The organism is Flagellimonas algicola (genome assembly GCF_005937185.1).
Taxonomy (GTDB): domain Bacteria; phylum Bacteroidota; class Bacteroidia; order Flavobacteriales; family Flavobacteriaceae; genus Flagellimonas; species Flagellimonas algicola.
Genome location: NZ_VCNI01000002.1, coordinates 28,157 through 54,230 on the forward strand (window position 1 = coordinate 28,157; position 26,074 = coordinate 54,230).

The following is a 26,074-nucleotide window of genomic DNA, read 5'->3' on the forward strand; positions in this document are numbered from 1 at the left end:
ATTAGGTAACAACCCTTAAAACCATTATCATGCGCTTTCTTTTAGCCCTTCTTTTTGTTTTTCCAGCAGCTCTTCAAGCCCAAATGAATGATGTGACTATTACAGTGGACACCCTGACTTCAAACACCTATATGCTTACGGGTAGAGGCGGTAACATCGGAATTTATATGGGGCAGGATAAAGTTTATATGATCGATGATCAGTTTGCTCCTTTAAGCGATAAGATCAAGAAAACGATTGCCACATTAACGGACAAGCCGGTTTCCTTTTTGGTGAACACCCACATGCATGGCGACCACACGGGAGGAAATGCAAATTTTAATTCCGACGAAACCACGATTGTGGCCCAGGACAATGTGCGCAAAAGACTGCAAGAACGTGGGCAAAAAAATGTGGCCGACCAGAAGTTATCGCAATCCGATTATGAAAAAAGTCTACCTGAAATCACGCATGCCGATGGGATGACCTTTTACGAGGGTGATGAGATTATAATGCTCATGCATGTACACAACGCCCATACGGATGGGGATACCCAAGTCTATTTTGTCAACGAAAACGTGCTGCACATGGGCGACACTTATTTTGCGGGTCGCTACCCTTATATTGATATCAACAGCGGGGGAAGCATTGATGGGTACATTGCTGCCAGTAAAAATGCGCTCATGATAATTGATGACGAAACCCAAATTATCCCTGGGCATGGTAGACCTTCAAACAAAAAAGAATTACAAGGCTTTGTAACGATGTTAGAGGACATTCGAAGCATTATCCAAAAAGAGATTGATGCCGGTAGAAGTCTAGACGAAGTAAAAAACAACAGCTCCTTGCTGGCCAAGTACGATGAAACCCATGGGAAAGCCTATATTAATCCGGAGCGAATGCGAGAGGCAGTGTACAGAAGTTTGAAAATGGGAAATTGAAAATTGAAAATGGTGCCAGATGTTCGATGCTTGATGTTGGAGGTTAGAGGTCAGAAGTTGGGTGCTCGAAGTTCAGATTTTTGGACTGTTGGATTGCTAGACGAGGGTAAATGGTAATGGGCAATTGTTTTTGAACTTGGGCTTGAACTTAGTTTTGAATGCTTGATGTTCGATGCTTGATGTTGGAGGTCGGAGATCAGATATCAGATTCCAGAGTTCAGTTACTGATAGCTATGCTCTGACTTCTGAACGCTGATTTCTGAAGACCAAAGACCAAAGACCAAAGATTCAAGAAACAAGATAAAAGACCCCTGCCCTTGAACTTGAACTTGAACTTGAAAAGCCTAATCGTCAAAAAGAAACAAACTGCTCAACGGGATTTCCAGGGCATCTGCAATGCGGCTTAAGGTTACAATACTGGTATTGCGTTCCGCGCGTTCAATTCTTCCTATTTGATTTTTGGTCAGGTCAGCATCGACACCAAGCTGAAATTGGGACAGCCCACTTTCTTCACGGAGTTGACGAACTCTTTTGCCAACTTTTCGCATTACTTCCCTATCTCTGCTAGTGTATTCTTTGAGCACAGTCCAATTTGGGTATAGGGTGAAAAACTAGGGGCAACCACGATGGGGCAATTTAAAAATTTTACTAAATTGCACTACATCCCCGGCATAGCCCCAGTTAACCAACACCATTGGCTATGACACCTATATCTATTTTGGAGGAAATCCAAAACTTTTGGGAAAGCGACTCCCATTCCACGCTTGAATTAACTTTTGAAACGCTGGAAATCAATCTGTTTAACCATGGAAATCCGTTTGACCTACACATACGTCGAGAAGCGGAACTTATCCTGGAAAAAGTCAACGATTCAACCCTCCTACAAATGGATGTAGTGGACAATCTGGTGTTTCCCTTTCTGGTTGCTTTTGACCCCATAGAAGCGCTGGCTGGTAAAACCACTACTATGCAAAAACTCCCACGGCCCTTGAACCATGGAAGTCTCTGTATTAGACCTCATTCCCTAGAATTGGAGTTTACCATTGAACCTCCAGAGAAACAAAGGGAATTACGGGTGAGGCACGTTTATAATGGTAAATCTGGCGCCGTATGGTTCTTGAACAAGACTTAAATTCCATATTTAAAATAAAATCATACCCTTTACGCTTCTTTCCTTTTTATCCTTTTGAGAATCTTATCCCCTATTATGCCAAACTCTTTGTTTATCTCTTCCGCGTTAATAAGGAACCAGTCCTGGTTCTTCGCATGCACTAGATATGAATTCACAAAAATATTAGCCTCTATTTGCTCTTCCTCCTCCCAATGTTCAATATCCAATTTCAATCTCATTAGTCGCTCATGCCATTTATCAAAAATCATATAGGTTCCTTCCTTTGGTGGTTTTATAGATGACAAATCACAATCATTGCTATAGTTAACACCAATCATTGTGGCCATTTCAAATGAAACATCCTTCATTTCATTTTTACGGGCAATTCCAAATTCATTTATGTCAGAAGAAATCTCATAGCTTCCACGGAACCAAACATCTTCCAAATGTCCTTCAAATGAGCAACTTATGAATGAAGAGGCATTAAAATCCACGCCTTTAAGATTGGAATTCACGAATTTCACATTGTCAAATTCTGCTCTAATGAAAACCGCGTCTGTGAAATTGCAATTTTCAAAAACACAGTTCAAAAATTTAGACCCCATATAACCAATCGCTGATTTTTGAAACTTGCAATTCGTAAAATGACAATTTTCAAAGACATTAAACTTGTCAGAAAATCCTGAGAACTCAACTTTTTTAAACAAGACGTTGGTAAACCTAGATTTATTAATGAAAGAGAAAGATAAATTCGAATAAGATATATCTGCTCCATCTATTTTTAATCCGTTTATTTTTTCCTTTCCAGCATTAATTCCTCTAAAGTCAATATAACCGTCGATATTTTGAAACGGAGAATATTTTTTATCCAAAACCCCACCTTTTTTAAAAGCTTTTTTAATTTTCCTAATTGCAGAATTTGCTTTGGTGTCATTTTCCCACCTTTGTTTCAATTCCATTTAAGATTATTCAATTTTATTCCGTTCTCAAAATTATACCTCCCGCTGCCGCAAGATTCCATCTTGTGGCCATCCTAAAGTAAACAAAAACCACACACTTTCCCCCTATTAGGGAAATCCATAAAAGTATTCGGGAAAGATCAACAATGAAGTAGGCATCAGCCGCACTTACTTTTGTTTCCAGTTATTAACATCTTAAACATACATTTATGGAAGCTACTATACAAGAGCAAGAATTACTTGTCATGGCAAACGAGGTAACGGCCCTATTGGCCGAAGGCAAATTCATTGAGGCCATGGAAAACTACTTGGACGACAACGTGCAACTTTTTGAAGGGAACAATCCCGCCAAGGTGGGCAAGGATTTCTGCTTGGCCGAAGAAAAGAAACTACTGGATACGGTAACCGCTTTTCACGGATATACCGTAATCTCCGGGCCAGCTGTAAAAGGGGACACTACTTTTTATGAGGCCGTAATGGAATTTACCACAGATGATGGCACCGACCACAGATTTGAACAAGCGGTGAGAACGCAATGGAAAGACGGTAAGATCATCAACGAGCGCTACTATCACGCTTAACCCAGCTACCGCAAGATTACATCTTATGGTAACCAAATGACCAAAAAAAGCCCTGACGTTTCCATCAGGGCTTTTTCATTCCTGCCTCGACAGGAATTGTAAATCTTCTTTTACTGTAGCTTAAAGGTAATTGGAATACTGAAAGGAACCTTTACAGCTCTACCTCTCTGCTTTCCAGGAGTCATTTTAGGAAGCTTTTGAATAATTCTCATGGCTTCTTTCTCCAAGTTTTTGTCCGGCCCACGCATTCTAATGTTTCCGATACTTCCATCCTTTTGGATAACGAAAATTACGTTTACCCTTCCTTGAACTCCCATTTCTTGGGCAATTTCTGGGTAACGGAAGTTTTTACGGATGTGTTTCTGCATCATATCCTGGAAACATTGCTTTTTATTGCTAGATCCCTCACAACCAGGGAATACCGGCACGTCTTCAATTACGGCAAATGGAACGGAGATATCTTCATCCATCTCTTCAACCTCTACCTCTTCCACTTCCATAACTTCCTCTTCCTGGCTGGTTTCTGTAGACTCGATTACGGTTTCCTCAACTTCTTCCTCATCTTCAACAACCTCGATAACCTCAGGTGCAGCTGGTGGCGGTGGTGGCGGTGGCGTCTTGATCTGCTCCGTCATGGGCACTTCTTCATCCAATTGGTCTTCAACGTTCATAGAGACGTCATAATCATTGGATTTGTCATATTTTTTCCACTCCATGGCTCCATAAACCAACCCCAAAACAGCGGCCAACCCTATCACAAAATAGAGTGAACTGTTTTTTCCTACGTCTGCTTTTGGATTCTTTTTTAGTTCCATCGTTCTGAATTTAGTGTTTGCTAATTTAATTATTAATTGATGAAATAAACAATTAAAATTTCCATTTTAACGGCCTTTCTTTGGAAAAATACCATTTAATTAAGAGAACTCCTGCAAATGCCCCCAAAGTATTGGCAACCACATCTCCCAATTCGGCCATGCGATCTTGCGTTAGTGCGTACTGTAATACCTCAATAATTATACCGTAAGCTATGGCAGCGATCAATGCCCACTGCATGGCCTTTCCGAGTTCCATTCGGCCCTGGGTTTTCTCACGTAGCATTAGGCAGGCCAGCACTCCAAAAACCAGATAAAATATGAAATGAGTAATCTTATCTGCATACGGAATGCGAATGGTACCTGTGTCCAACCCCGAGAAAGAAAATAAGCTGAGTGTTGTTAAAAACAAGACCCAGCCTATAAAAAGTACGGTATAAATATTTCTTTTAAGCACCAATCAATGCTTTGTAATCTGAATCGCTCATCAAATCATCAACTTCAGCAGTATCACTGATTTTGATCTTGATCATCCACCCTTCACCATAAGGGTCTGTATTTACCTTCTCCGGCTCATCCTCCAAAGCTTCGTTGAACTCGATGATTTCCCCACTTAAGGGCAAAAACAAATCCGAAACGGTTTTTACGGCTTCAACGGTTCCAAAAACCTCTTCCCTATCCAAGGTTTCATCCACAGTTTCCACTTCCACATAAACAATGTCCCCAAGCTCTCCTTGGGCAAAATCTGTAATTCCCACGGTGGCCACATCGCCGTCTATCTTGATCCATTCGTGGTCTTTGGTGTACTTCAATTCTGCTGGTATGTTCATTATCAATTTGTATTAGTCCAGTGACAAATGTAACGGATCGGAAATAGCTTTTCAAGTAAACTTTGCAACAAAAATAACACCCCTATAAACAGGCCCAGATTACGTTACATTTTAGTTACCGAAATTGTATCTAAGGGTGAATCCGGCGTTGATGGTAGTCTGCGGAAATGCCGTAGAAACCGCAAATTTGGAAAAGGAATGGTCGTAGAAGAACAGGGCATTTAAGCTCTTGCTCAATGCATAATCTGCGGTAAACTTTAAAGAAGCCAATTTCTGACCTGAAGTAATTTGGTTGTTATCAATATCAAGATTTCTGATAATGGTGATATTGTCCCTCAAGGATAAATCCGCTTTCAGGTTCAAATCACCCTTAAGTCGGGTTCTTTCACCCCCAATGTTGGTCACAAATTTTACATCTTTGAATCGATATCCAAGTCCAAGGGTATATTCCTTTCCATTGATCTCTGTCATCAAATTGTTGTCAAAGCTCAAAGTCAATACCCTATCCGTACGTACCTCAGCCAAGAAGCTAAAGGAGTTTTTCATTTCAAAATCCATACGGAGAAGCGGATTAAACTGGTCTGTCAACACCACGTTATTGATGATATTTTCCGGCAACAGGTCTTCGGTCTCGGGATCAATTTGTCCGTTTTGACGTTCCAAATTGCTCTGGATGGAATTAACACTATAAGACGCTCTATATCCATGGCTTAGGGAGAATCGCTTGAATTTCTTTTTGAACCAACGGTTTTTCATCAAACCGGTGTATTTGATGTTCCAATTTGGGATTGGAATCTCCCGATACGTATCCAGATTCACCCGGTTTACATCCTGACCTGTATAGGCTGCAAAGAAAGCGGGCAATAATACTTCTTGTTGTGTTTTTCCATAACGTTGTGGGAAGCCATCATCATCCAAAGGGCCAGATGTTTGTCCCCTGTCAGACACCAGTCGATTGGCAATAGTAATTCGATTAGCTTTGAACTGTTCAAAAGTTTTGGAGTCAAATTCATCACTCTTGTTGAAAATGGTCCCGATCATGATGGTGGAAATACTGAAATTCCCCAACTCATTGATCAGCCCATCCTGTTGATTGATCCATTCTTCCGGACTATAATTTTCTTGGGAACTACTGGTCAACAAACGATCAGCGGTCAAATCTATGGTCAAATCCTGGGTTGGTTGTGCCGTGGCGGTAATGTTCAGTTGGCGATTTGTATTTCGCATGTACTGCGAATTAAATTCCGGGAAGGTGGTCAACCACCCATTTCGAGCCGCTTCATATCTCACGTCGGATTGGCTTCCAAAAACAAAGCCCAAGCTTGGCCTAGCTGTTCCGATAAATCCAATGGATTGGGTATACCCAGGCAATACCGTTCCGCTATTTCTGCTGTAGTTTACATTGACCCGCTTCACCATTGTCAATACATCCACCAAAGTATTGAAGCCTTTACTGGTTTTTTTTATGGGTTTTTCATCCGTTCCGGAAGCAGGGTTCCCAGCCTTGTCCCTACGCTGACGAGCTTGGGCAGCAGTAACTTTTCCATCCCGCTTTTTCAATCCCAAATAGTCGTAAAAACGCTGCATGGTCAAATTGGCCGTTAAATTGTGGGTACTGGCATTCTGAACCGTATTGATGTTTTCACCAGCTACCTCAAGCAGGGCATCCCCGCCTCGTTGCCAATCAAAATTACTGGTGTAACTGTATTGGGCATTGATAAAATTCAAAAACGGAATCTTAGCTGTTGGAAGATCATAGTTCAACTGCATATTCTGCTGATGACGATTGGGTTCCCCAATATCAAAAAATCCATCCCAAAGATCAAGGGCCTCGTTGATTCCGGAATCGGGGTCTGCATCCACGTTAAAGTAATTGCGGACAATATTGTTATTGGAGGCCGTCAAATTCAAACGTAAGGATTTGCTGATACTATAGTTTAAGGTGTATTGCCAATTGAAGAGGTAATTACGCTGCTGTAACAAGGGCAATTCTAGAGCATCCACTCCGGGTTCCAACACATCCCTAAAACGTTGCTGGTTAAACGAGCGATTGTAATTGGCATTTACCGAAAGACTGGTAGGCAGCAAATTGAAGTTTAAGTCCTTGAGCCATTGCCAGTACTTGCCGGTCAACAAAGAATCGTTTTTGGCGAAAGGCGCCAAGGGTGCCGGTTTAAAATTGTGATTATATACAAAACCGGTGGTGACATTCTGATCGCGCAGGTCAGCCACTTCAAAATCCCTATGGTTAGTTTCGTTATAGGAGTAGTTGAAGGTAAAGTTCTCAACATCAAAGAAATTCTCCTTGGCCTCGGCTCCGCGATTTTTTCGAACCCCGATCAAGTTTATACTCCTTCTTTTGGTATAATCCTCCGCTTGTTCCTTTATGGTTTCTGCCTCTTCTGCGGTAGTTGCAGCGGCAATTCTATCATCCAATTTAAGGTCGTCGTACACGGGGTCAAATTCCGGGGTGATCAAAGTTTCTGAAATTCCATAGTTGAACGGAACCTGGATTCCCCATTTTTTAGGGAGCAATTGTCCAACATTCACATTGGTAACCACATCATAGGAGATGGCATCTTCCCTGGAACGTTCATTGGGCATTTGGTCTATGGAACCAAAGCCAGAGGTACTTTTGCTTCCCGTTGCCGTAACATTGGCAAAGTCGGCCATATTGGCGTCCAAAGCGGCAATGGCGGCCCAACCCCCATTATTGTCCAGTCCTGCCAAACGTAGTTCGTTGAACCACACTTCTCCTCGCGCCGGCAAGTCATCAATATTTTTTACCCCAACCATCATACCACGGATACTCCCCAAAGATGGGTTACCCCGGATACCCATTCGTAATCGTCCCAATGTTCGAGGGGCAAATTCATCCACAGGAATGGCCTCACCATCCACAATTTCATAATAGTTGATTTGATTTAAGGTTTGTTCCGCTATACCTCTGGATTTCACCTTATTCAAATCACTTAGGGCGATGTTGATTTGGTTTACATCGGGCCAAATCTCATCTGCAGAGGTCACATTGAACGATGTAAACTGTAGCGGAAGTTCTATCTGATAGAAGTTTTCTGAAAAGTCCGTTCCAATCCGAAGGAAACCAACAAGGGGTGTATCGTCATCCGAATAATCCCCATTTAAAATCTTTTCGGCGTGCATGAACATCTTGATCCGCTCATACTGCCTCACATCTATGTTGACGTTTTTAAACACCCCTCTGGAATCCTGGGATTCCAAATTCTCCACCACAAATGAAAGCGATTGTTCATTCTGACGAATGATGGTGTTATTATTGTTCAACTGCTCCCTAACAACTCCCGGAGGCAACACATAAGGAATGGGCTGACGTCCAAAATTCTCTTCAATATTGACGGTGTTCACATCCGTTACGGTACCATCATCCGAAGGGTCATTATCAACATCGGGCTGCAAGGAATTTGTATAGGTTCTCCAATCTCCCCGCACCAAATCCAAGGTAGCAAAACGTAAAACCATGTCGTCCTGGAAACCGGTCATATACATCCGCATAAAGCTGATGGAACGGAAATCAGTAATTCCCCCAACGGCAGCTGTAAAATCGCTTAAAGGAATTTTGTACTGAATCCATCGTCGGTTCAATTGGGTTCCATTGGGAAGGTCCGGAGTGAGCCCCTCTCGGATATCGGTAACATATTGATCATTAATATCCGTGTTGGGCCTGATTTGGATACGATATTCGTAATAACTGTTTACCGTGTTCATGGTAAGGTCACGGTCTATATCCTCTACATCGGGTAAGGTGGTGGAACCTCTGTTGGTATTGGTCACGGCCACAGGCGAGTTGCCATCTGGATTGTTGAAATCAATATAGCGCTCCAAAATACCCCCTTCTCGGTTCAGATAGTATTGATAGTTATCTAAAGCAGGGTCTTCACTAGGGCCATTATAAATGGAAGCTTCCTCAGCATCATTCAATCCATCAAAACCAACATCTTGTAAAGTTCGATTGCTTTCATCGGCATCAAAGGCGTAGACCAAAGATTGGGTAGAAGGTACTTGTCCCCAAATGGTGGCCCGTGGGATTTCGTTATTTGTGCTTGCCGGTAATCCGTTTTCATACTGCTTGCGGCCATCCTTTAAAATATCTTCTGAAATATTCCCGAGGTTGATCACCAGCTCCCCTGAATTGGCAGGGTTGGCTTGTCCGCCTATATAGGGATCCAACACCCAAAACTGGACAAATTCTACATTGGACTGCTCAAAGTTGGTGCTGCTCAAGGGACGCATAATACCTGCCCATTTATCCTGTGGGGTCTCTGCTGCAAAATTAGGATTCGCGTTGTAGGGCCCTTTATTATTTGGATAGTAAACCATATCCAAGGTTCCTTGCACCTGAGTCTGGCCTTGGGCTATATCAGTTTCCGTAAAGACCTCATTGATAAAAACCCTGCGGGTTTCGTTCAGGGAAATATCATTATCTGATATTCCTGAAGGCCTTTGATTGGTATAGAATATGGGGTCGATGGTATACCAAGCCATTTTTGCCCGCTCATATCCCACATCAATATCCGTTCGGTCCTGCAAGAATTCCACAGGGGGACTGGCTAGGGACCAGCCAAGGCTGGAACGGATGTCTATTAGAGCCTGCGCCCCTTCAAAGTCATCCAAATAGGTCGTTGTTTCACCTTGGAAATCCGCATTTTTAGGTGAATTTGGCTTTAAAAAAGCCACTTCTCCCCTCAACGATAGGTTGGAAGCCACATCCGTATCAATATTCGGCAATTTATTGGCCAAACGTGTCAAGAAAGGCAACTCGGTACTAAAGTTTCCGTTCAGTCCAAAAATGGTATTGTTTACCGGCTCCACTCCAAAGTTCGATTTTTGGGTAAGCGGTCTTTCATTTAAATTGAGGATGGTTCCTCCCAGCACAAACTTTTCGTTGAACTGGTGTTCCACATTAACTCCGGTAAATCTTCGGGTCTGCTGTCCAAAGACGGCATTGTTCTCTACCGAAATGTTGATTGGTGTATTGGAAGCTGCCAAACTAGGGTCCAAAATCTGAACCGTCCCAGCCTGGTAGTTCACCGTATAATCTATTCCCTCTTGAAGCTGTCTTCCACCTGCGGTGACCCGTACAGAACCTCTTGGTACGTTAAACGCTCCAATAGGGATACCATTGTTTCCTTCGGATTTGTATCGTCCCTTGATTTGGAATCGGTTCTTTTCGGCATCCTGCAAAGAAGCCGCCTTGGTCTTGGCATACATGTTACGGAACACATACCGCTGCTGATTGGGATTATATCCCTGATCGTTTTCAACATCATACGTACCTCCTCCCAATTCGTCGAAAAGAAATTCCCCAAAAGGTTCCACCTTGGTAAAAATGATTCGGCCACTTTGCGTATCCACGGTGATACCAGGAACGTAATCAAAGAAGCCATCCCCTCCGGGTTGCACATCGTTGTAGATGTTCAATCGGTCCAGATTGAACACATCGATCAATATTCTTTCTTCTAAACCTGTAGGCCATCCTTGGTTGGGATCAACCGGCGTAATGTAGTTTCGTGGCGTAGGGTCTGAATACAGGATATTCAATTTGAAATCTTCCTGACTCAACTGAAAAGCACCAGTGGCGTAAATGTTTTTCATCATCAAATCCCAGATAGGATCATCCACATTGGTGATGTTACTCTTGAGCAATTTCAAGATCAACGTATTGTTTTCTATGATAGGATTCACCCCTCCAGACACGGTTGTAGCGTCTACTCCACCATTGGCAAATTCCCCTACCTGAAACACCTGATCTCCAATAGTATATTGAAAAGCCACCCCAAGCACTTCATCATTGCTCAATCTTTGGTTCAGGGAGATATATCCCAGTTGGGTATCGAATTGGTAATCCCTTCCCTGCTCCAATTTTCTGGCATTTTCAAGTATGGCGTAATCAAATCCCTGGTTTACCTGGTATCCGGGAACATTGAATCCTTGTTCCACGGTAGCAATATCCCTAATGGATTCCGTAAGCGCTCCGGTTCCTATTTGGTTGGGATCAAAATCGTTGGCCCCGTTTTGCGGTGGTACGTCATTGCCAAAAACATTGAAAAAGCCTGCGGGGGCTCCGCCAGCAATCCCAATTCTGGTTTTGGGGTTCCCGTTTTGGCCCAATTCCGCTTCTCCCAAATCCTGAATGGCCACAACGTTTCGCACATTCAAGGTTTGTTGGTTTCGGTTGGTGACCCATACTTCCAAACGGGTAATCTGTACCTCGCTCCTAATAAATGGATAATTGGTCAGGGCTCTATCATAGTTGTCCCTAAAGTACTGTGCCAAGAAGAAGTGTTTGTCCTCATCATAATCCAAAGCCGTCAGGGCAAATTCGTTGAGTGTTCCCCCGCCTTGAGCCACAACCGTGTTGTTTTGGGATCGCTGTTCCGAGAAAACGGCAGTAACCGTAGTTTTTCCAAATTGCAGTTGGGTCTTGACTCCGAAAAGACTCTGGGCTCCGGTAATCAATGAACTGTTTAGGGGCATGTTCACATTACCGATTTCTATTTTTTTAAGAATATCGTCTTCGGTTGGGGTATAATCCAGTTTTACCAGATTTTGAAAATCAAAGGTGGCTTCAGTGTCATAATTGGCCGTTACTTGAAGCCGCTCTCCTACCTTTCCCAAAAGGCTCAAGCTGATCCGTTGGTCAAAATCGAAGGATAAATTAGTCCGGTTTCTAGGAGAAAGGGCCGGATTGTCATTTTTCTGCCATAAGATTCCTAAATCCATAGCTACAGAACCTTGCGGGATGACTTCAATGGTGTTTCCCCCAAAAATGGACTCAAAAAAGCTGCTGTTCACATAGAAATTGGGCAATAGGTTTTTACGCGCTTCCTCACTTCCTTCCTTTTTTCCCGTAAAGGCATCTATTTTTTCTTTGAAATAGGATTTCATCTGCTCCTTTTGAACCAAATCGTAGTATTGGTCAGGAGTCAAGATGATGGGGTGGGTAATATCAAAATCCCCAATACTTTCAGTATAAATGTAACGGTCCAGTTTGGGGTCGTAGGTGTATTTTGCTATAATACTATTGGGGTTTTCCAATATCAACTTACCAAGGGCAACACCTGTTTTAACAGAGTCCTGTACCTGCTCAGTAGTTTCCTGGCCCATCATGGAAGCGGCCATCAGAAAACATATATAAAAGAAAAAGTACTTAAATCTCAACGATTTAAGCATCGGTTTTGCCCCTCTTTTCAAACTAGTTACAAATTTTTCAGCGCCAGTTTAATAATGTCCTCTACGCTTAGTGCAGGGTCTTGGGCCAGTACCTTGTCCACAACCTTTTCAGATTGTCTCCTAACGAAACCAAGAACCTCTAAAGCAGATAACGCTTCTTCTTTGCTAGTATTGTTTGATTGAAGGGAAACTTCACCCATATCGTAGACTTTTAAAATCTTGTCTTTAAGATCTAAAATTACCCGCTGGGCAGTTTTGGCTCCTATCCCCTTGATTGCCTGTATGGAAGGGACATCTCCGTTTGCAATCGCATCTCTAACTTGCGTGGGTGACAGGGAGGACAACATTGTTCTCGCAGTGCTTGATCCAATCCCGGAAACCGAAATTAAAAGTCTAAAAATTTCGCGTTCTGCCTTCTCCACAAATCCAAACAAGGTATGCGAGTCTTCCTTAACCTGCAAATGGGTAAAAAGCCTGATGTTTTCCTCATCCTTTAGTAGTGAAAAAGTATGTAGGGATATATTCAAAAAATAACCTACCCCATGGCATTCAATAATTACATTGGTGGGATTTTTTTCGACCAGTTTTCCGGATAGATGGGTAATCATGTTTGGATTGTTGGATTATTAGATACTTAGATGGTTCGATTTAAATGACACTTGGGATGATTTAAGGCGTAAGCAACTGTCAATTGGTTATTGGTTATTGGTTATTGGTTATTGGTTATTGGTTATTGAAAAATAAGATTTAATCTTCCACTTGCATATGGGCCATTCTTCGTTTTTCCCGCTCCTGGGCGTCAATTACAGCAACTGCTGCCATATTCACCATTTCATCCACACTGGCACCCAATTGTAGAATATGCGCTGATCTTCGCAGACCTACCATAATTGGCCCAATGGATTCTGCATTATGCAATCCCTTTAAAAGCTTGTACGTAATATTTGCCGAATCCAAATTGGGAAAAATCAGGGTATTCACTTTTTTTCCAGCCAATTTGGAAAATGGGAAATTGTTATGGCATAAATCCTGATCCAGGGCAAAATCCGTTTGGATTTCCCCATCTACTACCAAATCTGGGTTACGCTCATGCAACATGCGCACCGCCTCCCTTACTTTTCTGGCATTTGGGTGACTGGATGAGCCATAATTGGCATAGGACAACAGTGCCATTACCGGATTAAACCCAAAGGTGCTGGCCACATTAGCAGTCATCTGGGCAATTTCAGCCAATTCTTCGGCATTGGGATCCACATTGATGGAGGTATCCGCTAAAAACAAAGGCCCTCGATCCGTGATCATTATGTTAACCGTTGAAGCATTGGTAACTCCTTTAGCCCTACCCAAAACCTCAAAAACGGGCTTTAACACTTTGGGGTAAGATCTTGAATAGCCCGAAATCATTCCGTCAGCGTCTCCTTCCAATACCATCATGGCTCCAAAGTAATTTCGCTTGCCCATATTGATTCGGGCGCTGTATTGGGTTTCCCCTTTTCTTTTTCGGGATTCCCAAAGTTTCATAGCATATTTGGTCCTGATTTCCTTTGATTCGTCCGATCTAGGATCTATGATTTCAACCTCAGCTTCAAATTCCAGTTCTTTTTTGAGACCTTCAATGATTTCCCTACTCCCCAAGAGAATTGGAATGGCTATCCCTTCCTCATGTACAATTTGAGCAGCTTTCATCACATCCAGGAGCTCAGCCTCTGCAAAAACAATCCGTTTGGGATTCACCCGGGCCCTATTGTGCATTAACCGCACTACTTTATTATCATTCCCTGACCGCTGGTACAGCTCCTCCTCATATTTTTTCCAATCCTGGATGGGCGCCTTTGCCACTCCACTAGCCATTGCCGCCTTGGCCACTGCTGGTGGGATTTTGGTAATCAAACGGGGATCAAATGGTTTGGGTATGATATATTCCTTGCCAAATGCTAACCTTGTCGTATCGTAAGCTATGTTGACCTGTTCTGGAACTGGTTCGCGGGTCAAATCGGCCAAAGCCCTGACCGCAGCCATTTTCATTTCTTCATTGATCTTGGTAGCCCTAACATCCAAAGCTCCCCTAAAAATAAACGGAAACCCTAGTACATTGTTTACCTGATTGGGATGATCGGACCTTCCTGTGGCCATAATAACATCCTTCCTCGTTTTACAGGCAAGACCGTACTCAATTTCTGGATCGGGATTGGCCATGGCAAACACGATTGGGTCTTTGGCCATGGACAGTAGCATGTCCGGGGTCATAATATTAGCAATGGACAGCCCAATGAACACATCTGCATCCTGTAAGGCTTCATCCAATGTATCAATTTTTCTATCCGAAGCAAATTCCAGTTTTTCCTTGGATAGGTTTTCCCGATCCTTTCGGATAACTCCTTTACTATCCAGCATTACAATATTCTCTGCTTTGGCGCCAAAGGCCTTGTACAAGCGGGTACAGGAAACGGCTGCCGCTCCGGCCCCACTGACCACAATTTTCACCTTCTCGATTTTCTTTTGGGCTATTTCCATGGCATTGATCAATGCGGCGGCCGAGATAATTGCCGTTCCGTGTTGATCATCGTGCATCACCGGAATGTCCAGCTCCTCTTTTAGGCGTCTTTCTATTTCGAAGGCTTCAGGAGCCTTAATGTCTTCCAGGTTTATCCCACCAAAAGTTGGTGCAATGGTCTTGACGGTTTCTATGAATTTATCTACATCCGTGGTGTCCAATTCAATATCCATTCCGTCGATATCGGCAAAAATCTTGAAGAGCAAACTTTTCCCTTCCATCACAGGTTTGGATGCTTCCGGGCCAATGTTTCCCAAGCCCAAAACAGCTGTTCCATTGGAAATTACGGCAACTATGTTCCCTTTAGCCGTATAGCGGTAGACATCCTCCTTGTTCTTTTCAATCTCCAAACAGGGTTCTGCTACGCCTGGGGAGTAAGCCAAGGCCAGATCACGCTGGGTAGCGTAGGGTTTGGTGGGAACTATTTTTATCTTACCGGGCTGGGGTTTGGCATGATACAATAATGCCTCCCGTCGTTGTTTCTCTTTGCTCATACCTAAAGTTTGAAGGGGTAAATTTATGGCATTCCATTAGAAAACCTATATAAGTTAGGTCTTCTTTTCACCGGAGTTGAATTGTGGTGTCGGTTTCTATGAAAAACTTTAGTCTTTCTTGACGTTGAGTCGCATGGCCAGTATAGCTGCAATCACAAAACATGTGCCTGCAAAGAACATGGCATTTACAGAATTTGCGCCTAACAGGTTCTTGAAAATGGGGCCAAAACTTAGGGTTTGGATTCCCATGGGAATCACAATCATCATATTAAGAATTCCCATATACACCCCTCTTCTTTCTTGCGGAACAATCTTTGAAACCATACTATAGGGAATACCCATCATGGCGGCCCAACCAATTCCAAACAAAACCATGGGAAATAGTACCATGACCGGGTCTGAAATATTTGGGATGGCAAACAGTGCCAATCCGGTACCTACCAAACTTAAGGCGTATATTTTTTTACCGCCATACTTTACAGTTAGGGGCACCAAAATTAAAGCAACAACGGCAGTTACAATGTTGTAGGTAGTGCTCATTTTGGCAGCTTGTGCGGCTGCTTCGGATGTGTCGAATCCCATTGTAGCCCTAAACAAGGGGGTGATAAACTGCCAGTATACAAATAAGGCATACCACTGGAACAAGTATACTGCAGAAAGCTTCCACATAAATTTGGGCATATCCTTAACGGCTTCGCTTATTTCCTTAAAGGGCATTTTAAACCTCTCAATAAAAGGTAAACCTTTATGGGCATTTATTTCTTGCAGTTCTTCATCTGAAGGAGGTATTTCCGGGGTCTTCAAAACAGACCATAAAATGGTAGCAATGGATAGAAAAGAACCTATAAAAAAGGAATAATATAACCAGGTTGGAATGGAGCCCGAGGTTTCTTCCCCGCCGCCAAACCAAGATTGAAACAGAAAGATGGACGCATTCGCCAATAATATCCCAGCTCCAACAAATAAGCTCTGCATTTGATAACCAATACTCAACTGACTGTCGGGTAATTTATCTCCAACAAAGGCACGGTAAGGTTCCATGGCCATGTTGTTTCCCACATCAAGAATCCAAAGTAAGCCAACAGCAAACCAAAGTGCCGGACTTAAAGGGAACGCAAAAAGACATAAACTTCCCATGATGGCCCCTATAAGGAAAAAAGGCTTTCTCCTGCCCCATTTGGGTGACCAGGTTTTATCAGAAATGGCACCGATAAGCGGTTGCACAATCAAACCAGTGACAGGCCCCGCAATGTTAAGTATAGGCAGCAATTCCTCTTTGGCGCCAAGAAAAAGAAAAATAGGGTTTATTGCGGTTTGCTGTAAACCAAAACTATATTGGATACCCAAAAATCCAACGTTCATGTTCCATATTTGCCAAAAACTTAATCGGGGTTTTGTGATCTTCATCATATCTGAGGGAGATTTAATCCAAGGCCAGGTATCGCCTATTGTCTTTAAGTTCCTTCAATATAGTGTTTTCCATAGAGGATTTATAAAATAACACCACTGAAATCAAGATATCGGCAACGAAAACGTTTGAAATTTTGCAATTCCCTATTTCAGAAATTTAATATTTCGGTTCAAGCCTTGGAATTTGGTTCTTTTTACCGCCGATTTTTTGAACACTTTTCTAAAAACTTCCTCTGTAATCTCATCCCAGTCCTTTCGTTCCATCGACAATAATTGCGGATGCGGATTAAACAAAGGTTCCTGGTGTGGCTTGGAGAATCGGTTCCAAGGACACACATCCTGGCATACATCGCAGCCAAACATCCAGTCGTCAAACTGCCCTTTGAACTCGGTTGGAATCTCATTTTTAAGCTCAATGGTGAAATAGGAAATACATTTGCTTCCATCCACCACATAAGGCTCTACTATAGCCTCCGTTGGGCAGGCATCCAGACAAGCCGTACAGGTACCACAATGGTCAGTGGTTGGAGCATCGTACTCCAAATCCAAATCAATGATCAACTCAGCAATAAAATAAAAAGACCCCACTTGTTGGGTCAGTAAATTGCTATGTTTACCTATCCATCCCAAACCACTTTTGGCTGCCCAGGCCTTGTCCAAGACCGGAGCAGAATCCACAAAGGCCCTGCCGTGAACTTCTCCAATTTCTTCTTGAATGAAATGTAAAAGGGATTTGAGTTTATCCTTGATCACAAAGTGATAGTCGGTTCCATAGGCATATTTGGAAACCTTGTACGTATTTTCTATTTGATGCTGTTCCGGAAAATAGTTCAACAGCAATGAAATCACAGATTTGGAACCTTCCACCAACCTGGTGGGATCCAAACGCTTGTCAAAATGGTTTTCCATGTATTGCATATCTCCATGCATGCCCTGCTTGAGCCATTTCTCAAGACGTGGAGCTTCCTCCTCTAGAAAAACAGCCTTAGAGATACCACAAGACAAAAAACCGAGGCGTTTGGCTTCGGTTTTTATCAAATTCGAATATTTGTGTTTTGTGTCTATTACATCAGATTAATAGCATTTTCTAAATTAAAAAAATAATACCTAAAACCATGAGGCATGCTACTTCAAAGTAGCTTCTGACATTTCACCCGAACCATGAATTAGGATTTTTCCTTTGCAGTATTTGGTCCGATAACCGTTGACAATTCCTGAATGGAATTGACGGGAAACCCACCTTTCTTGGCGTGCTCCTCAATAAGTTCTTTGTTAACTGCCTTGTACAAACAATATACTTTATCATCGGCTACATAGCTATGCATCCATTCAATTTCTGAACCCATGTTCTCCAATACGCTACATGATTTTTGTGATATTCCTTTTAACTGTGCTTGACTTAGAAGACCAGCATCGGGAATTTCCCGTTCTATCACATAGGTTTTCAATACTTGCTTTTTAAGCGCTGTAGGATTGTTATCTTCGTCATTGCTCCCTTGCTCTTGGGCAGATAATTGATTAAGGTTAGCGGAGCAGAAAACAACAACAGTGGCAATCAAAACGATTTTTTTCATGACATTAATTTTAAAGTTTTACACCTTAAAACTAGAATGCAATCAAAGCATTCTATGACAGGAAAAACTCAAATAATGTCAAAAATGGACCAAGTTTATTCCATTTTTTGATAGGACAATGGGGATAAACCAAAGCTTTCTTGAAAACATTTTATGAAATAGGAAGGACTGCTAAATCCACATTCGAATGCAGTATGGGAAACTGTGCTACCCTTTTTTAAAAGTGTCAAAGCCTTTTGTAATCGAAATTTGCGTAGTATTTCATTCGGAGAAGATTTGAACAGGGCCATACTTTTGCGGTATAGTTTTGATTTGCTCATGGCCGTTTGATTACCAAAATCCCGCACCGCAAATTGTGGATTACCATACTGTTTTTCCAAAACATCCATGAACAGTTCAAGCGTATTTTCATCCGAAGGTTTAAGGGAAATAAAAGAGGTTTCATGACCAGATGGTTGACCATCATCCTTGTAAATTTCCCTGATTATACTTGCCATCATGGTATGGTTTGCGGCACCTACATGGATTAGGTATTGGGCCATTTTGATCACATCCCCAAAAATACTCTTGTACGTGGTAACCGGCATACCCGCATTGAGGCCTATTCTCAGGTCAATCAACTCACCTGCCACATGTAATTTCTTCTGAATTCTAGCAGCGCATAATACAGCTTGGGTGACCGAGACAAATGAAGCAATGAAACGCTCCCCTTTGAGTTCAACTTCCCTCCCCTGATTTTCTGCAATTTGTTCGCGAAGGATCTCATGGTACAACAACAAGAGTTTTTCCGTCTTTGCTGCACCCAGTTCCTTTTTCAACAATCGGGTATCCTTGGTTTGAGCCACCATGACAATCCTAAATGCCGGGTCGTTAAAAATTTTGAGATTGGGGCTATCTGGACTATAATACCCCACCGGATCCGTGATTCGACCCAGAAATGCTTCAACCACATTACTGTTTACTTGAACAATGTCATGCGGAATGAGTCCATGTGCCCGATCATGCATTCTTTTTACAGCCTCCTCATTTGGAGCATCTATCAAACAAAATGCACTTCCTCGCTCTTCATCCACCCAATAGGTCATGCACCGGCACCCATATTCATCCTGAATCAATAAATCTTTCCTATGGGCCTCAGCAGCATGCTTGGCCTCAATGCCTGGAACAATATGTCTATCCATATATATGGGCATATTGATTTTGATACTAATGACACATTTGGGTCAGATGGGGAAAATCTTCTGTAAGAAAGAAAATATCTAGTATTGAAAATAAGAAAAATAGACCATTTTATGGCAAAAATGATTCAAAATCAAAGCTTTAGAACGACTAATTCAATAGCATTCCAAGAGCATATTGGAACATCCATTCCTTGCTATAAGGAAATCAGCGCAGCGTAAATTCAATGGTTACCTTCTGAGGCTTTAGGGTAATCAGCGGATTGATCTCCACATCGGCCATGCTCGTGGTCAACTTAAACTTTTTAACAATTTCTGCCACTGCAAGTATCATTTCATAGGTGGCCATGGCATTGCCAATACACATCCTTGGGCCAGCTCCAAAGGGATAAAAATAGTTGCCATATTCTTTACTGTCCAACCCCACAAAACGATCTACTTGATAATCATAGGGATTTTCCCAAAAGGCTGGATGCCGATGCAATTCGAAAATGGAGAGTAGGATCATACCTCCTTTTTTAAGCTTGACCCCATTTAGATCTGTGTTTTCCGTGGCTACCCTATCCATAAAATAAGCTGGAGGATACAGACGCATGGCTTCTTTAATGCTCGAAGATGTCAGGGGCAATTGGGTCAAGTCTTCCAACTCCAATTGTTTTTTGCCCAAATTGGTAATCTCGGCCAACAATTTTTCCTGCGCCAGCTGATTCTTTGCCAAAAAGAACAATGTAAAGGAAAGGGCGCTGGCGGTGGTTTCATATCCTGCCGTAAACAAGATCATCAATTCGTCCAATAATTGCTTTCTCGGCATGTGCGTCCCATCTTCATAAGTGGCCTTCAGGAGCATGTCTAACAAATCATCCCGGTCTACATTTTGAGCCCGTCTATTTTCTACAAGAGTATTAAGAATCTCCCGAGCGCGATTACTGAATTCTATGTGTTTGCTTATTTCTCCCATGAGACGATACCACCATCTGAAATACGGCCTACGCATTTCAGTCACCAACATGTTCTGATTGACTTCGGTGATATGCTTAAGCTCCGCCATGGGTTGCCTAATATCATTGTGGCTAAACAAGGTTTGCGCCACCACTTGAAAGGCCAAATCCCCCATCAAGGGGATAACATTCAAGTCCGAGCCGGGCTCAATTCTATCCAGCTCTTCCTGAATGGCAGATCTCATAATTCCAAAAAGTCCCTTGAGTTTTTTCTGATGAAAGGCCGGCTGAATCATTCGTCGATGGGTGCGCCAATGTTCCCCGTTAGAGGTCAACAAACCATGCCCAATATATTTGGCCAGATCTTTAGTCTGCAACTTTGATTTTTCAAAACTTCTATGCTTTTTTTGAAGTACTTGTTTTACCAACTCAGGGTCTCGGGTAAAGATTACCCTGCCTTCGGCGGGGATGGATACGCTAAAAGTATCGCCCAATTTCTTAAAATTCCGGTGATGGAAATTCAGTGGGTTTTTCTGGATTGTACGTCGGTTGGCAAAAACCTTAAAAGTGGAAATTGAAGGTACCTTCTTCATTCAAAAAGACCGCCTTGAGTTCCTCCTTTGATTTTGCCCAAGTGTTTATAGGCCAATTCTGTGACTTCCCTGCCTCTAGGGGTTCGCATAATAAAACCCTGTTGGATGAGAAAAGGTTCATAGACCTCTTCGATGGTTTCGGCACTCTCCGAAACCGCAGTGGCCAACGTGGTTATGCCTACTGGCCCTCCCTTGAACTTGTCAATAATGGTAGAAAGGATTTTATTATCCATCTCGTCCAAGCCATGTGCATCTACATTCAGGGCTTTCAATCCAAACTTGGAAATGTCCATATCAATGTTCCCATTCCCTTTGATTTGGGCAAAATCCCTCACCCTCCTTAAAAGGGCATTGCAAATTCTGGGGGTTCCCCTACTTCTTCCAGCTATTTCAATGGCTGCTTCGTTGGTAATGGGCACTTTGAGAATGTCTGCGCTTCGCTCCACAATGGTAGACAGCAGTTCGGTATGATAATATTGTAACCTACTTTGGATACCAAAACGTGCGCGCATAGGAGCAGTTAACAAGCCGGAGCGTGTAGTGGCTCCCACCAAAGTAAACGGGCTTAAATTGATTTGCACGGTTCTGGCATTGGGACCCGTTTCAATCATAATATCAATCTTATAGTCCTCCATGGCGGAATACAGATACTCTTCCACAATGGGACTCAGTCGATGGATTTCATCTATAAACAATACGTCCCGCTCTTCCAGATTGGTCAACAGTCCCGCCAAATCGCCTGGTTTGTCTAAAACGGGTCCAGACGTAACCTTAATCCCTACTCCCAATTCGTTGGCCAAAATATGGGCCAAGGTGGTCTTGCCCAATCCCGGTGGTCCATGAAACAAGGTATGGTCCAATGCCTCACCCCTAAGGTTCGCAGCTTGTACAAACACCTTAAGGTTTTCCAACACCTGCTCCTGACCGGTAAAATCATCAAAAGTTATGGGTCTCAAAGCCCTTTCAATGTCCAGCTCTTCTTGGGAAAAGTTTTCGGATGTTGGATCCAGGTTTTCGTTCATAGGGCAGCTATTGTTCTTCCTTTTTTAAAAGTTGGGCGGTATTTAAGAACTCAATAAGGGTTATGCTGGGATTCCCATAGAGATAGGTCCTGGTATTATCTATTGCGCTGAGCTCAAGTTCACGATATACATTCAAGCGGGCCACTGCACTGTTTTCCAGTTTTGCATTTATTGCCGCTGTTTCCATTCTTTCGGCCTTTAATCTGGAATTATCCGTTAGATTGGCCTCAATCCTATCCGATGTTCCTTCCAAGGTCAAAGAACCATTCTGCTCCAAATCTACCAAGCCCACTTCATTTACGGCATATACATAGGCCTCTGCCCTTTGATTTATAGAAATATTGAGGGAGTCTACATCCACATTAAAATCGCCACGACTGGTTTCTTCCATACGAATATCCATAACTGCTGCGCTGGCTTGAAGGTTTAGTCTTGCATTGGAAAAAGCATCCACAAAGAGCTCATCACTGTTGATCATATCTTCGGAAGTTATACTGCCTTCTTTAACCACGATGGCCTGTAGCTCAGTAAACTCTACCGTTATATCCAATTTCTTCTTGGCGGTAACATCATAAAACGAGCTTATGATCAGGGTACCGTCCACAACATTGAACTTAAGGATATCAATCAAGTTATCGTCCGCTTCTATTTTATACCCTGGCCCAAATGATTTTTTCAAGACGATATCCAAATCATCATTGAGCTGTACGGTATTGAACATGGGAAGTTCGCCGTTTACTTCTGTTACAATCCTGCTTCCCTTTATTTTGGGCTTGCGCTGCGCGAATGCAGTCAGATTAAACAGCAGTAAAAGAAGTATGGCAAGATTTTTCAAAAGTGTTCGCATTATGGAGTATTAAAGATATTACAATTAGCAATAACAATTGCCGTACCAAACCCCAGAAACAAAAAACCCATCCTAATTGGATGGGCCTTGTTTTATCTTTTGCGCTAGTGATTCAGCTCTTCTTCATTATCCTGCAGCGGTATGGTCTGCGGCACAAAATCCTGCCCTGCTATGATGTACTCCCCATTTTCATAGGTTTTACTATAATCATACGCCCAACGATGTACATGTGGGATAGCTCCAGGCCAGTTTCCATGGATATGCTCCTGTGGAGCAGTCCACTCCAAGGTAGTAGCCTTCCAAGGATTCAATGACCCTCTCTTTCCGTAGTAAATGCTGTACACAAAATTGAATGCAAATACTAGCTGTGCTCCCGCTGTAATGATGGCGAAAACGGTCATCAGTACCTGCACATTGGTCAATTCGTCAAACATTGGGAAAGCTGTATTCTCGTAATATCTTCTTGGTACCCCAGCCATTCCAACAAAGTGCATCGGGAAAAAAATACCATACGAACCAATAGCTGTGATCCAGAAATGGACATAACCCAAATTCTTGTTCATCATCCTTCCTTGGAAGAGTTTTGGGAACCAGTGGTATACTCCGGCGAACAATCCATAAAGTGCCGAGATACCCATTACCAAGTGGAAGTGGGCCACAACAAAATAGGTGTCGTGAACATTGATATCCAGGGCACTGTCCCCTAGAATTATCCCTGTTAGACCTCCTGTGATGAAGGTAGATACCATACCTATGGAAAAGAGCATGCCCGGATTGAGCTGTAGATTTCCTTTCCAAAGGGTTGTTATCCAGTTAAATGCTTTTACTGCGGATGGAATCGCGATCAACAAGGTTGTAAATGTAAATACGGAACCAAGGAACGGATTCATCCCTGAAATGAACATATGGTGCCCCCAAACAATGGTTGACAAAAAGGCAATGGCCAAGATAGAAGCAATCATCGCCCTATATCCAAAAATAGGTTTACGGGCATTTACTGCCATCACTTCGGATACAAGACCCATGGCAGGCAGGATTACAATATATACCTCTGGGTGACCCAAGAACCAGAACAAGTGCTCAAACAGTACAGGGGAACCTCCTTGATAATGCAACACCTCGCCTTGGATAAAGATATCCGAAAGGAAGAAGGATGTTCCAAAACTTCTGTCCATAATCAGCAACAGGGCTGCCGAAAGAAGCACTGGGAACGAAATTACCCCAATTACCGCTGTTACAAAGAAAGCCCAAATGGTCAAAGGTAGACGCGTCATAGACATCCCCTTGGTTCTTAAATTCAGCACGGTAACAATATAGTTCAAGGATCCCAATAAGGATGATGCAATGAATATAGCCATAGAGACCAACCAAAGTGTCATTCCCGCTCCAGAACCAGCTTGCGCCATAGGTAGGGCACTCAAGGGAGGATAAATGGTCCATCCAGCTGCTGCAGGACCAGCTTCCACGAAAAGTGAAATCACCATAATTACGGCAGACAAAAAGAACATCCAGAAAGAAAGCATGTTCAAGAAACCGGATGCCATATCCCTGGCCCCAATCTGCAATGGAATCAAAAGGTTACTAAAGGTACCACTCAAACCAGCTGTCAATACAAAGAATACCATAATGGTACCATGCATGGTCACCAAGCCCAAATAAATGTCGGCATCCATTACTCCATCAGGAGCCCATTTGCCCAACAATCCTTCAAAAACGGAAAAAGATTCACCTGGCCAAGCCAGTTGCATTCTGAAAAGCAAGGACATAGCAATCCCAATAAAGCCCATGATCAATACCCCAGTAATAAGATATTGCTTGGCAATCATCTTATGATCTTGACTAAAGATATACTTGGTTATAAAGGTTTCCTTATGATGATGTCCGTGATCTTCGTGTCCGTGTTCGTGTCCAGTAGCTGACATAATCTTCTTTAAATTTTATTTTTATTTTTTGATGGCCTTTTATTACTCGACAGAGGCTAAAGTTTCTTTGAAAGTAGCTTGTTCTGCAATCCACTTGTTATATTCTTCCTCGGTTTCCACTATGATTTTCATCTGCATGTTGTAATGTGATTTTCCACAAATCTTGTTACAAAGCAATACGTAATCGAACTCCCAGGGGTCAGAGTTGGGTTTGCCTTCGGCAGCCCATTTGGCCCTTAATGTGTTTGTTCTTTTCACCTTGTCCACTACATCCGGGTTACGTCTCATTTCCTCAGTGGTAATGGTCGGCGTAAAGGAAAACTGTGTAATCATACCTGGAACACAGTTCATTTGTGCCCTAAAGTGCGGCATATAGGCGGAGTGCAATACATCCTGTGAACGCATCATAAAATTCACTTTTCGCCCTACTGGTAAATGCAATTCCTTAACCAAAATATCGTCCGCTGAATTGGGGTCAGATTCGTCCAATCCCAAAACGTTGGCCCTATCAATATCAATAAGTCTTACGCTGGCATCTCCCAATACATTGTCTTCACCGCCATAGCGAGCTGTCCAATTAAACTGCTGGGCATACAATTCCACAATCAAGGGATCGTCCTCATCGTTGACATCCATGATATTGGTCCAAGTATATAATCCCCAAAGAATCAAACCTGCCAAAACGATAACGGGAATGATGGTCCAGATGAACTCCAAACGGTCATTGTCCGCAAAGAAAAGTGCTTTCTTCCCTTTTTCTCCTCTGTATTTGTATGCGAAATAGTGCAAAAGAGCCTGAGTAATGGTCTGCACCACAAAAATGATGGCGAAGGAAACCCACATCAATTCGTCGTATCCACCTCCATGTGCTGAAGACGCTTCTGGCAACAATACCTTGGAGTACTTCGCAAAACTAAAGATGGTGATACCATAAATGAAGATTAAAAATGCAAACATTAGATAACCGTTATACTTGTTATCCTTGTCCGTTGCTACTCCAGTTTCTTCCGCTTTAAGTTGGGACAATTCAAAAATCTTGGTCATTTGCCAGATTGCAATTGCCACCAGTACTAAAACAGTCAATGTTAATAATGCAGTCATTGTATATTGCTCTAAGACT

At 42.6% G+C, this 26,074-nt stretch carries 20 protein-coding genes; 3 read left to right on the forward strand and 17 right to left on the reverse strand.

Annotated features, from left to right (window positions below):
- The first annotated feature begins 29 nt into the window (after positions 1–29).
- Positions 30–920, forward strand: coding sequence for an MBL fold metallo-hydrolase (locus FGG15_RS09065; RefSeq protein ID WP_138835500.1), 891 nt, complete (start codon positions 30–32; stop codon positions 918–920).
- A 344-nt stretch (positions 921–1,264) separates the two neighbouring features.
- Here FGG15_RS09065 and FGG15_RS09070 read toward each other — a convergent pair whose 3' ends face one another.
- Positions 1,265–1,468 carry a helix-turn-helix domain-containing protein gene (locus FGG15_RS09070; RefSeq protein ID WP_138838203.1) on the reverse strand — a complete coding sequence of 68 codons (204 nt, stop codon included), beginning with the start codon at positions 1,466–1,468 and terminating at the stop codon, positions 1,265–1,267.
- A gap of 152 nt (positions 1,469–1,620) precedes the next feature.
- Here FGG15_RS09070 and FGG15_RS09075 point away from each other — a divergent pair, with 152 nt between their 5' ends.
- On the forward strand, positions 1,621–2,052 hold the full coding sequence (locus tag FGG15_RS09075) for a hypothetical protein (protein ID WP_138835502.1): 432 nt from the start codon (positions 1,621–1,623) through the stop codon (positions 2,050–2,052).
- Positions 2,053–2,081: 29 nt separating this feature from the next.
- Here the strand turns inward: FGG15_RS09075 and FGG15_RS09080 are convergent, their stop codons facing one another.
- A complete protein-coding gene (locus FGG15_RS09080) occupies positions 2,082–2,990 on the reverse strand; it encodes a pentapeptide repeat-containing protein (RefSeq protein ID WP_138835503.1) in 909 nt (302 codons plus the stop codon).
- 209 nt (positions 2,991–3,199) lie between these two features.
- Here FGG15_RS09080 and FGG15_RS09085 point away from each other — a divergent pair, with 209 nt between their 5' ends.
- Positions 3,200–3,571 (forward strand): SnoaL-like domain-containing protein, encoded by a 372-nt coding sequence (locus tag FGG15_RS09085; RefSeq protein WP_138835505.1) that lies wholly within the window; start codon positions 3,200–3,202, stop codon positions 3,569–3,571.
- 110 nt (positions 3,572–3,681) lie between these two features.
- On the opposite strand, the gene FGG15_RS09090 is transcribed toward FGG15_RS09085, so the two are convergent.
- From FGG15_RS09090 to FGG15_RS09160, 15 genes are all read right to left on the reverse strand, one after another.
- Complete coding sequence (locus FGG15_RS09090; RefSeq protein WP_138835507.1) at positions 3,682–4,386, reverse strand: energy transducer TonB; 705 nt, start codon at positions 4,384–4,386, stop codon at positions 3,682–3,684.
- Between the two features lie 52 nt (positions 4,387–4,438).
- A complete protein-coding gene (locus tag FGG15_RS09095; RefSeq protein WP_161991945.1) occupies positions 4,439–4,840 on the reverse strand; it encodes a VanZ family protein in 402 nt (133 codons plus the stop codon).
- Complete coding sequence (gene gcvH / locus FGG15_RS09100) at positions 4,833–5,213, reverse strand: glycine cleavage system protein GcvH (RefSeq protein WP_138835510.1); 381 nt, start codon at positions 5,211–5,213, stop codon at positions 4,833–4,835. Before gcvH ends, FGG15_RS09095 begins: the two co-directional genes overlap by 8 nt.
- 111 nt (positions 5,214–5,324) lie before the next feature.
- Positions 5,325–12,443, reverse strand: a complete 7,119-nt coding sequence (gene sov / locus FGG15_RS09105; protein ID WP_470295076.1) for a T9SS outer membrane translocon Sov/SprA — start codon at positions 12,441–12,443, stop codon at positions 5,325–5,327.
- 5 nt (positions 12,444–12,448) lie between these two features.
- Entirely contained in the window at positions 12,449–13,030 is a 582-nt protein-coding gene (gene ruvA, locus FGG15_RS09110; protein ID WP_138835514.1) for a Holliday junction branch migration protein RuvA, read from the reverse strand.
- Between the two features lie 139 nt (positions 13,031–13,169).
- Complete coding sequence (locus tag FGG15_RS09115; RefSeq protein ID WP_138835515.1) at positions 13,170–15,470, reverse strand: NADP-dependent malic enzyme; 2,301 nt, start codon at positions 15,468–15,470, stop codon at positions 13,170–13,172.
- Positions 15,471–15,578: 108 nt separating this feature from the next.
- Positions 15,579–16,877 (reverse strand): MFS transporter, encoded by a 1,299-nt coding sequence (locus FGG15_RS09120; protein ID WP_138838205.1) that lies wholly within the window; start codon positions 16,875–16,877, stop codon positions 15,579–15,581.
- Between the two features lie 147 nt (positions 16,878–17,024).
- Positions 17,025–17,945, reverse strand: coding sequence for a tRNA epoxyqueuosine(34) reductase QueG (queG, locus tag FGG15_RS09125; RefSeq protein WP_138835517.1), 921 nt, complete (start codon positions 17,943–17,945; stop codon positions 17,025–17,027).
- Between the two features lie 101 nt (positions 17,946–18,046).
- On the reverse strand, positions 18,047–18,454 hold the full coding sequence (locus FGG15_RS09130) for a DUF4242 domain-containing protein (protein ID WP_237561792.1): 408 nt from the start codon (positions 18,452–18,454) through the stop codon (positions 18,047–18,049).
- Between the two features lie 95 nt (positions 18,455–18,549).
- Positions 18,550–19,635, reverse strand: a complete 1,086-nt coding sequence (locus tag FGG15_RS09135; protein WP_161991946.1) for a nickel-binding protein — start codon at positions 19,633–19,635, stop codon at positions 18,550–18,552.
- 205 nt (positions 19,636–19,840) lie between these two features.
- Entirely contained in the window at positions 19,841–21,163 is a 1,323-nt protein-coding gene (locus FGG15_RS09140; protein WP_138835521.1) for a cytochrome P450, read from the reverse strand.
- Positions 21,160–22,185 (reverse strand): Holliday junction branch migration DNA helicase RuvB, encoded by a 1,026-nt coding sequence (gene ruvB, locus FGG15_RS09145; RefSeq protein ID WP_138835524.1) that lies wholly within the window; start codon positions 22,183–22,185, stop codon positions 21,160–21,162. Before ruvB ends, FGG15_RS09140 begins: the two co-directional genes overlap by 4 nt.
- A gap of 7 nt (positions 22,186–22,192) precedes the next feature.
- Complete coding sequence (locus tag FGG15_RS09150; RefSeq protein WP_138835526.1) at positions 22,193–23,032, reverse strand: GIN domain-containing protein; 840 nt, start codon at positions 23,030–23,032, stop codon at positions 22,193–22,195.
- 104 nt (positions 23,033–23,136) lie between these two features.
- Entirely contained in the window at positions 23,137–24,954 is a 1,818-nt protein-coding gene (locus FGG15_RS09155) for a cytochrome c oxidase subunit I (protein WP_138835528.1), read from the reverse strand.
- Positions 24,955–24,996: 42 nt separating this feature from the next.
- Positions 24,997–26,055 (reverse strand): cytochrome c oxidase subunit II, encoded by a 1,059-nt coding sequence (locus FGG15_RS09160; RefSeq protein WP_138835530.1) that lies wholly within the window; start codon positions 26,053–26,055, stop codon positions 24,997–24,999.
- Positions 26,056–26,074: the final 19 nt, after the last annotated feature.

Bases quoted from the DNA above. Each gene is read 5' to 3' on its own strand.
- FGG15_RS09065 (WP_138835500.1), top strand. From the start codon at position 30: ATGCGCTTTCTTTTAGCCCTTCTTTTTGTTTTTCCAGCAGCTCTTCAA.
- FGG15_RS09070 (WP_138838203.1), bottom strand. From the start codon at position 1,468: ATGCGAAAAGTTGGCAAAAGAGTTCGTCAACTCCGTGAAGAAAGTGGG.
- FGG15_RS09075 (WP_138835502.1), top strand. From the start codon at position 1,621: ATGACACCTATATCTATTTTGGAGGAAATCCAAAACTTTTGGGAAAGC.
- FGG15_RS09080 (WP_138835503.1), bottom strand. From the start codon at position 2,990: ATGGAATTGAAACAAAGGTGGGAAAATGACACCAAAGCAAATTCTGCA.
- FGG15_RS09085 (WP_138835505.1), top strand. From the start codon at position 3,200: ATGGAAGCTACTATACAAGAGCAAGAATTACTTGTCATGGCAAACGAG.
- FGG15_RS09090 (WP_138835507.1), bottom strand. From the start codon at position 4,386: ATGGAACTAAAAAAGAATCCAAAAGCAGACGTAGGAAAAAACAGTTCA.
- gcvH (WP_138835510.1), bottom strand. From the start codon at position 5,213: ATGAACATACCAGCAGAATTGAAGTACACCAAAGACCACGAATGGATC.
- ruvA (WP_138835514.1), bottom strand. From the start codon at position 13,030: ATGATTACCCATCTATCCGGAAAACTGGTCGAAAAAAATCCCACCAAT.
- FGG15_RS09115 (WP_138835515.1), bottom strand. From the start codon at position 15,470: ATGAGCAAAGAGAAACAACGACGGGAGGCATTATTGTATCATGCCAAA.
- FGG15_RS09120 (WP_138838205.1), bottom strand. From the start codon at position 16,877: ATGAAGATCACAAAACCCCGATTAAGTTTTTGGCAAATATGGAACATG.
- FGG15_RS09130 (WP_237561792.1), bottom strand. From the start codon at position 18,454: ATGAAAAAAATCGTTTTGATTGCCACTGTTGTTGTTTTCTGCTCCGCT.
- FGG15_RS09135 (WP_161991946.1), bottom strand. From the start codon at position 19,635: ATGGATAGACATATTGTTCCAGGCATTGAGGCCAAGCATGCTGCTGAG.
- FGG15_RS09140 (WP_138835521.1), bottom strand. From the start codon at position 21,163: ATGAAGAAGGTACCTTCAATTTCCACTTTTAAGGTTTTTGCCAACCGA.
- ruvB (WP_138835524.1), bottom strand. From the start codon at position 22,185: ATGAACGAAAACCTGGATCCAACATCCGAAAACTTTTCCCAAGAAGAG.
- FGG15_RS09150 (WP_138835526.1), bottom strand. From the start codon at position 23,032: ATGCGAACACTTTTGAAAAATCTTGCCATACTTCTTTTACTGCTGTTT.
- FGG15_RS09155 (WP_138835528.1), bottom strand. From the start codon at position 24,954: ATGTCAGCTACTGGACACGAACACGGACACGAAGATCACGGACATCAT.
- FGG15_RS09160 (WP_138835530.1), bottom strand. From the start codon at position 26,055: ATGACTGCATTATTAACATTGACTGTTTTAGTACTGGTGGCAATTGCA.